Source organism: Halosimplex pelagicum (assembly GCF_013415905.1).
GTDB lineage: Archaea > Halobacteriota > Halobacteria > Halobacteriales > Haloarculaceae > Halosimplex > Halosimplex pelagicum.
This window is the reverse complement of the sequence record NZ_CP058909.1, coordinates 5,135,951-5,149,008: the sequence shown is the minus strand read 5'-3', so window position 1 is coordinate 5,149,008 and position 13,058 is coordinate 5,135,951. Positions and strand designations below refer to the sequence as shown.

The 13,058-nt window shown below is 55.8% G+C and carries 13 protein-coding genes and 1 pseudogene; 9 read left to right on the top strand and 5 right to left on the bottom strand.

The genetic code is table 11. The features are described from left to right. The first annotated feature begins 3 nt into the window (after positions 1–3). From HZS54_RS25740 to HZS54_RS25730, 3 genes are all read left to right on the top strand, one after another. Positions 4–696: a hypothetical protein gene (locus tag HZS54_RS25740; RefSeq protein ID WP_179919897.1), complete on the top strand. Its 693-nt coding sequence runs from the start codon at positions 4–6 to the stop codon at positions 694–696. Positions 697–927: 231 nt separating this feature from the next. Continuing rightward, on the top strand, positions 928–1,773 hold the full coding sequence (locus tag HZS54_RS25735; protein ID WP_179919896.1) for a CPBP family intramembrane glutamic endopeptidase: 846 nt from the start codon (positions 928–930) through the stop codon (positions 1,771–1,773). A gap of 387 nt (positions 1,774–2,160) precedes the next feature. After that, the gene (locus HZS54_RS25730; protein ID WP_179919895.1) at positions 2,161–2,853 is read left to right on the top strand and encodes a nucleotidyltransferase domain-containing protein; all 693 of its coding nucleotides are present in this window, start codon (positions 2,161–2,163) and stop codon (positions 2,851–2,853) included. 73 nt (positions 2,854–2,926) lie between these two features. On the opposite strand, the gene HZS54_RS25725 is transcribed toward HZS54_RS25730, so the two are convergent. The 5 genes and pseudogenes from HZS54_RS25725 to HZS54_RS25705 form a co-directional block, all read right to left on the bottom strand. Further along, positions 2,927–3,376, bottom strand: coding sequence for an SWIM zinc finger family protein (locus tag HZS54_RS25725; protein WP_179919894.1), 450 nt, complete (start codon positions 3,374–3,376; stop codon positions 2,927–2,929). Between the two features lie 225 nt (positions 3,377–3,601). Further along, positions 3,602–4,544, bottom strand: a pseudogene (locus HZS54_RS25720) (transcription initiation factor IIB). Between the two features lie 256 nt (positions 4,545–4,800). Continuing rightward, a complete protein-coding gene (locus HZS54_RS25715) occupies positions 4,801–5,229 on the bottom strand; it encodes a type II toxin-antitoxin system VapC family toxin (RefSeq protein WP_179919893.1) in 429 nt (142 codons plus the stop codon). Next, positions 5,229–5,462: an AbrB/MazE/SpoVT family DNA-binding domain-containing protein gene (locus HZS54_RS25710; protein WP_246391740.1), complete on the bottom strand. Its 234-nt coding sequence runs from the start codon at positions 5,460–5,462 to the stop codon at positions 5,229–5,231. Before HZS54_RS25710 ends, HZS54_RS25715 begins: the two co-directional genes overlap by 1 nt. Before the next feature lie 51 nt (positions 5,463–5,513). Then, complete coding sequence (locus HZS54_RS25705) at positions 5,514–6,149, bottom strand: DUF6735 family protein (protein WP_179919891.1); 636 nt, start codon at positions 6,147–6,149, stop codon at positions 5,514–5,516. Between the two features lie 532 nt (positions 6,150–6,681). On the opposite strand from HZS54_RS25705, the gene HZS54_RS25700 reads away from it, so the two are divergent. From HZS54_RS25700 to HZS54_RS25675, 6 genes are all read left to right on the top strand, one after another. After that, complete coding sequence (locus HZS54_RS25700) at positions 6,682–8,058, top strand: PD-(D/E)XK nuclease family protein (RefSeq protein WP_179919890.1); 1,377 nt, start codon at positions 6,682–6,684, stop codon at positions 8,056–8,058. 65 nt (positions 8,059–8,123) lie between these two features. Beyond that, a complete protein-coding gene (locus HZS54_RS25695) occupies positions 8,124–8,294 on the top strand; it encodes a hypothetical protein (protein WP_179919889.1) in 171 nt (56 codons plus the stop codon). Positions 8,295–8,331: 37 nt separating this feature from the next. Beyond that, a complete protein-coding gene (locus HZS54_RS25690; protein WP_179919888.1) occupies positions 8,332–10,368 on the top strand; it encodes a DEAD/DEAH box helicase family protein in 2,037 nt (678 codons plus the stop codon). 74 nt (positions 10,369–10,442) lie between these two features. Beyond that, positions 10,443–10,625, top strand: a complete 183-nt coding sequence (locus tag HZS54_RS25685; RefSeq protein WP_179919887.1) for a hypothetical protein — start codon at positions 10,443–10,445, stop codon at positions 10,623–10,625. Next, entirely contained in the window at positions 10,622–12,595 is a 1,974-nt protein-coding gene (locus HZS54_RS25680; RefSeq protein ID WP_179919886.1) for an AAA family ATPase, read from the top strand. The genes HZS54_RS25685 and HZS54_RS25680 overlap by 4 nt, the downstream gene beginning before the upstream one ends. Beyond that, positions 12,592–13,041 (top strand): hypothetical protein, encoded by a 450-nt coding sequence (locus HZS54_RS25675; RefSeq protein WP_218927106.1) that lies wholly within the window; start codon positions 12,592–12,594, stop codon positions 13,039–13,041. The genes HZS54_RS25680 and HZS54_RS25675 overlap by 4 nt, the downstream gene beginning before the upstream one ends. Positions 13,042–13,058 lie beyond the last annotated feature (17 nt).

Sequence of the window (13,058 nt, the reverse complement as noted above, 5' to 3'; positions counted from 1 at the left end):
AATATGACCACCATCACTGACGAGTTCCGTGTGTACCCGCTGCCGGATCGAACCGGCCATCACAATCTCGTCCAGCTCAATCCCGACGGTGCCGAGGAGCGGGTGGCAAATCACCGCCTGTTCAGTGTGGCGTCCGACGCGTATCTGAGTGCGTTGCAAGCACAGGTTGATGGGCTTACGCGCGGTGGGAAAATCCGGGCGACGATACGCGATGTCGACTCGCCAGGACCAACGGTGTTCGACGGCGAGATCGAGGTTCTCGGCGAGGAAAGCGTCTACATCGACTACTGCCGTATCGAGGCGCTCCCTGACGAACTGCAACCGCTGGTGGCCGGGCTGACCGAGCGAGCCGCTCCCGAGACGGCAGTGTTCGACGAACGCATCCAGGAAGACGGCCCAGGCGTCTACGTCGAAGTCTATCCGCTGGGTGGGCAATACGCTGGCCGCTGGCTCGACATCCTTATCGGCAAGTTCCCTCTCGAAGACCGTCTCAGCTCACTTCCCTGTATCAACGAGCCTGCCCAGGATGTCCTCGTCCAGATTCCATACCACGGGCAGGCGTTCACGATCTACTACTTCTCGGCAGCCTCGTCCCAGGAGATGGCCGAGTATCGGTCGCTCGTCGACACGCCCCGTGGATCGACCCGTGAACTGACCTCGTTCTTCGAAGACGACCATGACATTCGGTCATACTGACCGGAGCTCCCGCGGCGCTAGCGATCAGTTGCGCACTCATCTCTCAGCACACATCTGTTCGATTGCACAGGCCCCTCGACCGCACACACAGATGACTGCACGGAGCAGCCACCGAACCCCACCGAATCAGTACAGCCCTCCCCAGCGAGAGATCGTCAGCGACGAAATTGCGCCTGAACCACTCCACCAGTTCGAACCGACACAACTCCAGTAAGGCTTCGAGAAGAAACGATGCTTCCCGTCGAGATCGCGGCCACCAGTTGGCAGGTGGTCACGGCCTGGGTCGCACAGATCCGCAACGGCGATCCCGAGAGTATCCTGCTGGCCTGGGGGCTTACCATCGTCGCCAATCTCGTATTGCCGAGATATCTACGCAGGCTCAGAGTGCGATTCAGGCTGCTGTGCGAGCGATACGGACTCCGAAACGAACGGTCAGGCAAACGATCGGCTGATCCGCCAACTGTAACGACAGAACAACTCAAACGCGCCGAAACAGCGAACACGCAGGTTTCTGCTGCTGATCTGTGGTGGACAGTCGAGACGGTCGTTCTGATGCCCGTTCTCGAAGAGATCGTTTTTCGAGGGGTCCCTGTGCTCCTGGCTCGGCAAACCACCGGTTTCACTGATATTGCGGTGCTGGTTGCGATGGCGGCCACCGTCGTCTGGGCGTATCTCCACGTCTATTTCGACCAAACACCATTCCTCCTCCCGAATCTCCTCTCCGGGCTGTTGTTGCTGTACCTGTGGCTCCACGGTCTGGGGCACGTTGCTATCGGGCTCCACATGTTGACGAACCTGGTCTACGTCTTCGGCCTGGTCGTCCGACGATTCGTCAGAATCGTTCACCCGAACGTACTCGCGGCAGGTGAAGAGCACTGGGTCACTGTCAGCCCACACAGGAAGCCCTCACGTGGACTCTACAGGGCGACTACCAAGGATGGACGGCGGGTCGACGTGACCGATGTCACCCCGGGGGAAACGTGTCTGGTCCGTGTCGCGACCGCTGGTCTTCGGACGAAGGCCTACCCAGTCCGGGAGGCGGAAGCAGAGGGGACTGACGGGCCAACCGATCGATAGTTCGCCGTGGACGGGATACCGGTCGGCAGTTGTCCATTCCGGGTCGTGGCTGCGCGCGCAGCGGAGTTCTCGTGAGCGCAGCGAACGAGAGCACGGAAGAGCCTGCTCTTCCGGAGCGAGCACGGAGCGGTGGGTGGGGAGGCGGGGCATGGGCGGTCAGGTTCACCCCCTTCAGGGACAAATACAGGGGTAGTCATCGGAGAACCCCCCGAGTACACGGAAGAGAAACTCTCTACGATGGTCGGACAAAACGAACGCCTTTTCTGACACGACTGAGGTCGCTATCCAGACAATGGCTGTCTTGGTGGGATAGACCTCCTCGACCATATAAAATGAGATGGCATATACATATAAAGTTTAAGTAGAAAGGGGTGACAATAGTTATGCATGCAAAGGAGCGCGAATACGAACTCGGGGTCGGGACCGCGAATATCACTCGACGTACCGGCGAAGGACGCAGATTTATACCGGAGTCAGGCGGTCCACGACCTCCTCTATTTTTTAAGTCGATATCACACCGACGAGTTCTCGATTACGGAACTCACTGACGCCGTCGACTATTCTCAGCCCAGTATTTCGAAAGCCGTCGACGTCCTCGCCGCGAACGACCTCGTCATCGAAAAGCGCGAGGGGAACACGCGGAACGTCAGTCTCAACAGTGGGCGGCTCTCCCGACCGGACGACCCGGTTCTCGAAGTCCCGCAAGCCGAGTTCCAGCCTCCTGTCCGAGCCGCTGTCGAAGCACTCTGCGAGGACCTCGATGGCGTCCTCGGCGTCGTTCTGTTCGGGAGCGTGGCGCGAGGTGAGGCTGACAGACGCAGTGACATCGACCTGTGGGTACTCGTCGAAGAAGACCGGATGACGAACCAGCGAACTGCGAACCGTATCCGGCAAGACCTCGAAGAGCGGGAGTTCGACACTGGCCGGTATGCGTACGAGATCGACGTCGAGACGCTGCCAGCCGTCCCGAACTACGTCGACGAACTCCGAGAGATTCTGGGCGACGGCATCGTCCTCTACGACTCGGAGAAATTCGAGACCGTCCAGCAGATGGTCTTCCACGGTGATCTCGATGCGTAACGGATCTGATCCCACTGCCATCAGATCCGCGAAGGCGGCGTCTGTGTCTGTGATCGATGGCACGAATCCCGACCTAGTCTGGCAGTGTTTTGCGCCCGGTCCGAACACACTCCCAGCAGGGAAACTCGCCGATGCAGTCCGGACACTCGTCGTCGTCAGACGCTTCTGTCTCGTCCTGGCCCGATTCCGCTTCGGACATGTCTACTGCTGACGGTGGAACGTGGCCGCCGTCCGCAGCGACCGACTGCGAGTCGTCCGCCGCTGTAACCGCATCGAGGAGCGGGGTTCGAATCGCGACGGCAACACGATGTTTGCATGCGCCCTCGTAGTGGTCATCTGCCGGGCACGTACACTCGATCGGAAGCCCGTCCTCGACGGTGACGAGATACTCGTGCTCGCTTGGGTTCGGGTGGCTCCCGTTGCGAACGAGTACGTTCCCCGCAGCGAGGGCGAATTCGAACGCTTCGTACTGGGCACGCTTTGCCACTCGGGTCGAAACGTCCAGTTGGTCCAGTGGATGCATGGATGGCCGGAACGCCCGGACGTGAGCGCTCCGCCCATCGAGGCGCGGACAGACCGAACCGTGCGATGCGTGCCTACCTGATCTCGTATGTTGCGATGGCCGACCGACCACAGGCCGGGCACGAACTCGTCGACGCACCTACCGACGTTCCGCAGTGGCGACACTCGTGGACGCGCTCGATGCCTGGATCGAGGCCGGGCACCCGCTCACGGAACCAGAGAAATTTCATCGGCTCCACGCTTCCCGCTCGGTCTCGATCGTATCGCGATGCTCGCGGACTGTGGCCGTACTCACGTCGGCTGCTGCGGCGAGGTCGAGCTGGGTGATGTCGACGCCGTGGTCACGGCAGGCGACCGCGAGACAAGCCGCTGCGAAGCCTGCTGGATGGACACCGACGCTCTCGTCGTGTCGCCAGGCACGCTCGGCGAGCGCCCGAGCGTGGGACTCGGTCTCCGTGGGAACGTCCATCGCCGAAGCCAGCCCGGGGACGAACTCCCGTGGTCGCTGTGGTGGCGCGGGGAGGCCGAGGTCGTCGTTGAGTACGTCGTAGGCGTTGGTGACACGGTCGCGGTCGACTTGCGCGACCGACGCGACCTCACCGAGTGTCCGGGTGGCGTTCGTACACCGACAGACCGCGTAGATCGTGGCCGCAGCGAACGCCTCGATCGACCGTCCGTGGAGCAGGTCCTCATTCTGGGCCGACCGGAACAGCGCACTGGCCTGCTCGCGGTCGTCCTGGTCGAGATCGAGCGCGCCGGTCATCCGCGCGATCTCCGTACAGCCGTGGGCGAGGTTCCGTTCGGCCTTGGAACGCCACTTCGATCTCGTGTGCTCACGGCGGAGGCGGCCCAGTTGCCGTCGTTTCTTTCCCGGAAGGTCATTCCCTTGCCCGTCGATCTTGCGCCCGATCTCCGTCGAGAGGCCCCGATCGTGACGGGCTTCGGTGATCGGCGCGCCCGTCCGCTTTCGATTCGTTTCGTCTTCGTCGAAGGTGCGTGGCCCACGTCGTTCGAGGCGACACGCCTCGACGACGAGTCCGCAGTCCGTACAGCGAGTTTCGCCGCCGGCCGTGGCCAGTCTGCCCGTCGCACTCGGGGCATTCATCGGCAGGGATCGTTCGGCCGTGCTGTTCGTCGAAGTCGCTCTGGTAGGGTTCTGTCGTCGCCATCAGAAGTCAGCGCGAGGCCTGTCTCGTGGCCCCCGCACCCCTCTCGGGGGTGACAAACCCGACCGTCGCGACACACCGGCTTACGAGTGAATTTCCGCCCAGATGCAACGAACCGAAGTCAGGGGGCGCGTACTACTGTTCTCTCGCCGCCAAGGGTCCCCGATCAGAACTGCCAAGAGACAACGGAGCGGGAGTCCACTGGTAAACACTCGAAACCAGCGAACGGACACGGAGCCGAGACGTGGCTACTGGCAATTCAAAGAAATGGGTTGTCCGCTGTTGCGAGACGAGTAATCCCGTCGATCTCGTCGAAGTCGTCGTCGAAGGAATAGAGGTACTCGATATCCTCGCGCTGCATGGAGGCGACGAGCGTCGCATCGACGAACGAAAGCGCATCGTATTGCCGGAAGAGCGCCTGTGCAGCGTTGAAATCAGACTGCGGCGCATGTTCCACGACGAAGTGTGCGCCCTCGACGAGTCGGGTCAGCATCTCGTTCGCTGTTCCAGCCCCGAGCTTCTCACGCGTGATGTTCAGTACTTCGGCGACGACGTAGTTCGTCACGATCCCGTCGGGGAGGTCACCGTGGTCGATCCCCTGGACGATACCTCGGCCTCGGTCGTGGTACTCGTCGCGTGCGCTCGCACTGGCAAACAGGACGTTCGTATCGAGCAGTGCGACCGCCATCACTCGGCGCCGAAGTCGGTCTCGGCCTCGACCGCGTTTGTCTCGCCGGCATCAACTGGTTCGAAGTCGTCGAAGACACCCTCTCGTTGACGGACGACTTCGACTGCCAGCGTCCCCTCCTCGTCGACGGTCCACCGGAGTTTATCACCCGGACCGATGTCGAGGTCCTGGCGGATATCCGCGGGGATCGTGACCATCCCTCGGTCGCTCACCTTTGTCTCTTCGGTCGCCATATCGGTCGTAGACGCGTGCTTCTTATACATGTTACTTCACATGTAGTCTGTCTATTCAACGAGCTGTGGCCTGCGGACGATCAACTCCTCCGTGTCGTCGACCCACGCGTCGAGTGTGCTGGCCATGTACTCGATGGCTTCGGCCCAAGTGAAGGCGCCCCGGTCGAGCATATCGCCGACGACGGCTTTGAGCCCGCGGAACTCCCCCTGGGCGAAGCCGTCGCCGACCGGTTCGCTCTCGTACCACCGGACAGTCCTGAGCGCGCCGTTGCCGACCGTCGGGGCGTCGTCGATCGCCTTGCAGTCGTGCTGCAGCCCGAACCAGTGGGTGCGGTAGGCCGTGATCTGGTAGTCGGTGTCGACGACGTAGAACGCTTCGTGATGCAGGAAGTCGAGGTACTCGTCGATGATCTCGTCGATGGTGACGCGGATGGCCCACGGCTCGATATCGACCTGTCTCGACGGGAAGTCGTGGGCGTCGAGGACGCGGTCGACGCCGCGCTCGGTCGTCCCTTCGCGGAGTCGCCGGTGGACGATTCGGAGGGTCTCGTCCGGGTCGTCGCCACCGAACGGTGTTTGCTCGGTGATCGCTGGTTTGAGTCTGAGGTCCTGGGCGCCCCAGTGCGAGTAGTGGAGGTTGTACGTGCTATCCGGTCGTTCGTACGCGAGAAGTGCGCGATGTCCCATTGTACTCCGCGAGGGGCTGGTTCCCCCGCACCCCTCTCAGGGGGCGACAAACGAACCGTGCCGTTGCACACCGGACTGGGAGGCAGTGTTCCCGCGGAGTTCAGCTGTCGGGATTACTGCTCCAGCCGGTATCAACGCAACGTGTGACTCGAAAGTGTTCGTCGCCGGCGTCGATCGACCCGGCACGCCTCGATGACGAGTCCGCAGTCAGTACATCGGGTTTCGCCGCTGTCCGTAGTGAGTCGGCCGTCACACTCCGGACAGTCGTCGGCCGGAATGGAGTTGTCGTGCTGTTCATCGAAGTCGCGCTCAAAGGGATCTATTGTTGCCATCAGTGCTCAGCGCGAGGCGAGTCTGTCCTGCCTCCCGCACCCCTCAGGGGACGATAAAATGACATGCCGAGCGACGAGTGATTAGAACAGAGCGATGAACACCTCGGCACCCGCGATGGCCGCCAGTGCTCGACTTGGGCAACCGTCCCGACCAACTCGATATCCCCCGGTTACGTCGAACTGGCCACAGGATGGGGTTCATGACTGATACCCAGACCACGGAGGTCGAGACAGCGCTCGAAACACTCCGGGAACGGTGGCGACGGTTGCAGGAGAGCCCCGAGGCCCCTCGGTCGACGATGGACATCATCGAGTACGGCCTGGGGAAACAACAGCGGGCGGAACTGTACGTCAACCGGCTGTTGTGCTATCTACTCGACCCCGAGGCGTCACACGGCATGGACGCTGCGTTTCTCGCGGCATTCCTCGATGGGCTGCCCACCGACACCCGGTTCGACGAAGACACCTATGATCTCTCGGATGTCCGCGTGAACGAGCAGGTCACGGTTGAATCGTCGGATCTGCCTGACGATAGTCACGGGTATGCCGACCTCGTCATCGACGTTCCGAACGAGTGGGTACTGCTCGTCGAACTGAAGTTCTCGGCCGCCGAGACCGGGACCGAATTCTACAGTGACGCTTCGCATATCGGGGGTAATCGCGTGAGCGAGTACGAATCGGGCCGCTACTACGTCTACCTGCATCAGCGAGACGAACCCGAAGCAAGCAGCAACTCCTTCGTCAACTGGACCTGGCAGTCGTTCGTCGCTGGCGTGCTCGATCCTATCCTTGCAGAGTTTACGCTCCGCTACCCACAGCGGACGGCAACCCAGCTCCACGACCTGAAAACCGACATTCGATCGATTACGAACATGGACGAGCAACACGCTATCGACCAGCAGAAGGTCGCACTGTATCTCGAACACGTCGATGCGATCGAGGATGTGAGTCAGGCATTCGACGATGCCTGGGAGTCGTACAGTCACGACTGGGGCGCCCAGCTCGCGCTTGCACTCGACGCCCGAGACGATGTCAACCATCAGTCTGGTGAATCGTTTTCCGAGGTGACGGTCGACAGAGCGGACGCTACCGACGAGCGATGGATATTCCGGTCGAATGGCGGCGACTGGCAGCACCTCTTCAAATACGGCTGGTATCGACACGAAGACCATCAAGCGAAGCTGACCGACCGAGCGAAGGGCGATGACCTCCGGATCGGATTCTATCACCGGATGGAGCGTCACCGAGCAGCCGCTGTCCGCGATCACGAACTCAAGCTAAACTTCCGGAATATGGGGTCGAACCCGAGCGAGTTTATCGACATCTACACGGACAAGTTCGACGCCAGGAGAGAGACCATCGAGGAGCACCTCGCCGAGACGAACGGCGTCCTCACCGGAAACAAGCTGACCCTCATCGAGGCGACGTACGATATCCCGGTCGACAGCCACGATGGATTTTTCGACGCCTACACCGCCGCGCTGGAGACAGCGTTTCTCGATCTTGTCGTCGACCATCCGGAGTTGTCCCGCACGCTTGAAGCGGCTTTCGAGGAGGGGCTTGAGGACTACCAGTGACTGAAGCGTCGATTGCGACTGCGACGGACTGCTCATTTGAGATGCATTGAGCAAGCCATGGTGGTGTGAGCGTCTTCCTCATCCAGACGAACGGCCGGGAGATCAGTGACGACGCGAAAGAAGGGTACGTCGACGGAGCCATGGGGCCCACACGACACTTGCTCTGGCTCTCCATCTACGAAGTGAGCCTCAGTAGGCTCTGGAGGATTGAAACATTTCCGAAAAACCAGAAATAGATTTATTTTTCGTGTCCTCGTACCATTGAGATAGAAAATGGCGGATGAGGACCCCTTCACATCTCTTGACCTACCCCGGATAATCGACACTTCAGAAACAGACTTTGTTGAGGAATTCTATAACCCTCTTCTCTCTCGATCTGTCGAATATAAGCGTGGTGTTGGATATTTCACCACGAATTGGTTGCAATCAGCCGCTCGGGGAATAGCCCAGTTGGCTGCGAATGGAGGGACAGCAAAGTGGATCATGAGTCCGATGCTGGAGCCCGAAGATTGGGAAGCAATCAAACAAGGTGAAAAAGCAAAACGAGATAAAGCACTTCGGGCTGAATTAGAGTCTGATATCAAGGATCTACAATATGATTTAGAGTATCAGACTAGAAACGCCATCGCGTGGATGGTAGCTGATGGACTTCTTGAGATCCGATTCGCGATTCCGAATACAGACCTACATGGTGATTTTCATGACAAGTTTGGTGTTTTTACAGATGGGTCTGGAAACAAGGTCGCGTTCCATGGGTCGAAGAATGATAGCGCCCATGCATTTGAGAACTACGAGGCATATAGTATCGACTGCGATTGGTTGAGCGACCGGGATACACAGGGCGTGACACTACAAGAAGAGAGATTTGATACTATTTGGGATGGGCAAAAACCGAACTTGGATATTATCACCCTGCCTGAGGGAATAGAGCAGGATATAGCTGACTTGCGCGATCAAGACCACCGGCCCTATGACGATCCGGATGGGGAGAGCAATGATATTGAACTCCGCCCATACCAGCGCGAAGCTGTTGAAAATTGGATGGGCAATGGAATGCGCGGTCTCTTTGAGATGGCGACTGGGACTGGGAAGACATTCACTGCATTGGGGGCCATGGACCGAGTTCTTGCCGAATCACAGAATCAAATGCTTGTGGTCATCGCAGTCCCCTATACTCACCTCGCAAAGCAGTGGCAGGGAGAACTCGAAGTGTTTGGGTACGAAAATCCAAAATTCCTCTATGGATCAGCGAATCCAAACTGGAAAAATGACCTGTCACGCATCACCTCTGATTTGACCCTCGGGATGGGTGATGACAAGGTCGTTATTACCACTCACCAGACGGCATCGACTGACTACTTCCGTGAGCAAATTCGTAACACGAACTGTACATCGTTTTTAATTGCTGACGAAGTCCACGGTGTCGGATCCGACCACCAGCGTGGAGCCCTTGTTGACGAATACGACTATCGAATTGGCCTTTCTGCAACCCCCGAGCGTCACTACGATGAGGAGGGTTCGGAATTCATCCTCGACTATTTTGGTGGTGTTGTGTTTCAATTTACGCTGGGTGAGGCCATCCCAGAATATCTCACGCAGTACGACTATCATCCGATCATCGTCGAGATGACCGAGGAGGAGCTCTCCGAATACAGTAAACTCTCAAAGCGGCTAGCCTCGGCTGCTGCAAGTGAAGACACTGATGAAGAACTAGTAGAGCGGCTTGCCATGAAACGAGCTAACCTTGTGAAAAGCGCTGATAACAAATACGCGAGTTTGAAGTCTGTTCTTCGTCAAATCGATCAGCCAGATCACCTGCTAGTCTATACCAATCCCCAACAGATAGATAATGTCCAAGATATTCTGAATGGGCTGGGAATATTTCAGCATAAATTCACATATAGGGAAGGCGATGAAGAACGAGAACAGCTTCTAACTTCCTTCGACAGAGGGGATGTCGACGCTTTAGTTGCAATGCGGTGTTTGGACGAGGGAGTCGATGTGCCATCAACTAGACAGGCAATTCTTATGTCCAACACCGGGAACCCTATGCAGTTTATTCAACGCCGAGGACGTGTTTTACGCCAGTTCCCCGGGAAAGAGAAAGCAGTTATTTATGATTTCATAGTTGTTCCAACTCTCAATCCATCGCAAGATATCGTCGATTCGGAACGGAATATATTAAAGAAAGAGCTGCGGCGGTTTGAGGAGTTTGCCGCGAATGCCAGGAACGAGCATGGGGCTCGGAATAAAATTGAAGAGGTCCGTATGAACTATGGTTTGGCTGGTAGTGACGATGAAGAGGAGTGATTGTACGAACGCTGCCGGAGGTCTGAAGGAAGGACCAACATTGAATATCGATGAATCATACTGTTCAAATCATCATGGAGCAGCCGGATGTCAATAGCATGATTTTGGAACGGGTAGATGATCTGGAAGATGAAGACCTAAGGCGGTTTATTAACGAAATTCTACGGTTCGAGCGGTCGAAGATGGATAGGGAACATCCACATTTCAAAGATGAATACAACGATCTCATTGACAAATACGCCGTGGATAGCGAATGACTAACCTCCAAATTCTCTCGCTCGAACTCAAGGATTATCGACAGTACAAAGGAACGCAGAAAATCGATCTCAGAACCGAGGGAGATCGCCATATCAACGTTATCGAGGGCCAAAACGGGGCAGGAAAGTCAAATATCCTGAATGCTATCACGCTATGTTTCTATGGGACAGAGGAACACCTGAAAGACGAGAAGGAAGGTGGTCTCGATACATTCCCATTAGTAAATCGAACTAGGTTAGAGGAGCTTAATGAAAATGAGGAAGCTTCCGGATACATCGAGATTGAACTCGGTGATAGCGAGCCCGAGTATGTGTTCAAACGGGAATTCAAGACTGTTAAAGATTCCAATGGGATGTTTAATAGTGTCGCGGGAGACCTCAAACTTCAGCGGAAAGTCAATCGTGACTGGAAGCCTGTAGATAATCCCCATACCCATCTAAACGAAATTCTCCCAACTCGTGTTCATGAGTACTTTCTTTTTGATGGCGAACGATTACACGAATTCTTCGAAGAGGGCTACCCTGACCGCGTCAAAACGGCAATCCTTGATGTCTCTCACATCGAGTTGCTGAATCGGTCGCTTACTCACTTGGACAAGATGCAGACCGAACTCAGTCGAGAAGCATCGGATTTCGAAGGAGAGGCAAAGCGACTTAAAGATAATCTCGACGAGAAAGAGCAGGAGAAAGAACGGAAAGCCAATCGGATTGAGGAACTGGAGGGAAACATAGCTGAGGCGGAGTCCTCTATTGACGAAATAGACACCAAGCTCCGTGATAGTAGCGACGCCTCAGTCCGTGAAAAACAGGAGCGTCGGAAATATCTTAATCAGCGACTCGAAAAATTAGAGGATTCACTAGAAGAGTTGGAGTCAGATACCATTGAGTCAATGGTAGAAGCTGGACCAATTGTCTACAATTACGAAGCACTCGATTTCACTCACGAGCAGTTTGCTGAGATGGCTAATACTGGTCAGTTGCCGCCCAAAATCCAGGATTGGTTTATTCAAGAATTGATTAATAGAGGGACATGTATCTGTGGAGCCGATTTGGATTCAAATGAGGAGAAAATAGAACATCTCCAGGAACTTGAGCAGGAGATGTCAATAGTGATGCAAGAGAATCTTGAAGGCAAAGCAGAGCTTCCGCGTATTATTCGAGATGGCGGAGATGCGATGAACCAACTCATCACCAACCGACAGAAGATGTCCGAACAAAGTGAGGAATTAGAGGAGGTGGACATCGAGCTCAGAGATATATCTAGTGAGCTAAAAAATTATGATCTTCCAGAAGATGTCGACGTAAGCAAACTCGAATCTCAACGTGAGGATCTTGAAGACCGTATCAGTGAAATGCATGAGGAAGTTGGGAAACTTCGAGGAGAGATCAATACTCTAGACGACGAAATAGAGGAACTGGACGAAAGTTGGCGCGAGGAAGCGGCAAAAGAGGACAAGCATCGTGTACTGATGGAAAAGCTAGAATTCGTCGAAGACGCTGATACAGAACTCTCGAGCATCAAAGAGACGATTCTTGCTAAGATCCGAGAAGATACGGAACAGAACATGAATCAGTACTTCAATGATCTCATCTGGAAAGATGAAGACTACACTATTGAATTGGGGGATGACTACACCGTCAGCGTATTTGGGAGACATGGAGACAATAAGATTGGTTCACTCTCTGCAGGAGAAAAACAGGTGTTGGCCCTGTCATTTATGTCTGCACTGACCAAAATCAGTGGATTCAACGCGCCAATTCTAATCGACACGCCGCTTGGACGCATTTCGAGCAAGCCGAAGAACCGAATCGCTCAGAACCTTCCAGAATACCTGGAAGACACACAGATTACGTTCCTGATGACGGACGAAGAGTACACTGACGATGTTCGAGCATACCTGCAAAACAGTGTAGCCAATGAGTACATATTAGATTACGTGAACGAGATCACGGAGGTACACGACCGATGAGCGGTCCCGAATCATCTACTGAGTACGAGGACACGGAGCTCGGACGCGACATCGCAATCTCTGAGGATACGCGGGAGTACTATGATACACTAGTAGAGGAAGAAGATTCGCCGTTCTACGATGTTCAGCGGAAAGATCTCTTTATGTTTGCAGTTGGTTACGGCCGGAAACGAGCTGGGAGGGTGCCAAACTCTGGACGGCATGCGCTGTTTAACCAGTCATCGCTCACTGAGCAACAAGAGTGGATCATTAAATCGGTCGCTGTGTATGAGGAACGGGATCCACAGGTTCTGAGGGATGAAAAATTAGTATATAAAATTGCACGAGAATATGCTAATGGTGGTGTAGAAGAACTGCACAGCCAATACGTCAAACCAGGAGATACGCTCAGTGAGATAACGACGGATATTATTCAGATGGGGCAAGGATCGATTAGTAGCGAATGATTCGTTTGTAACGATTT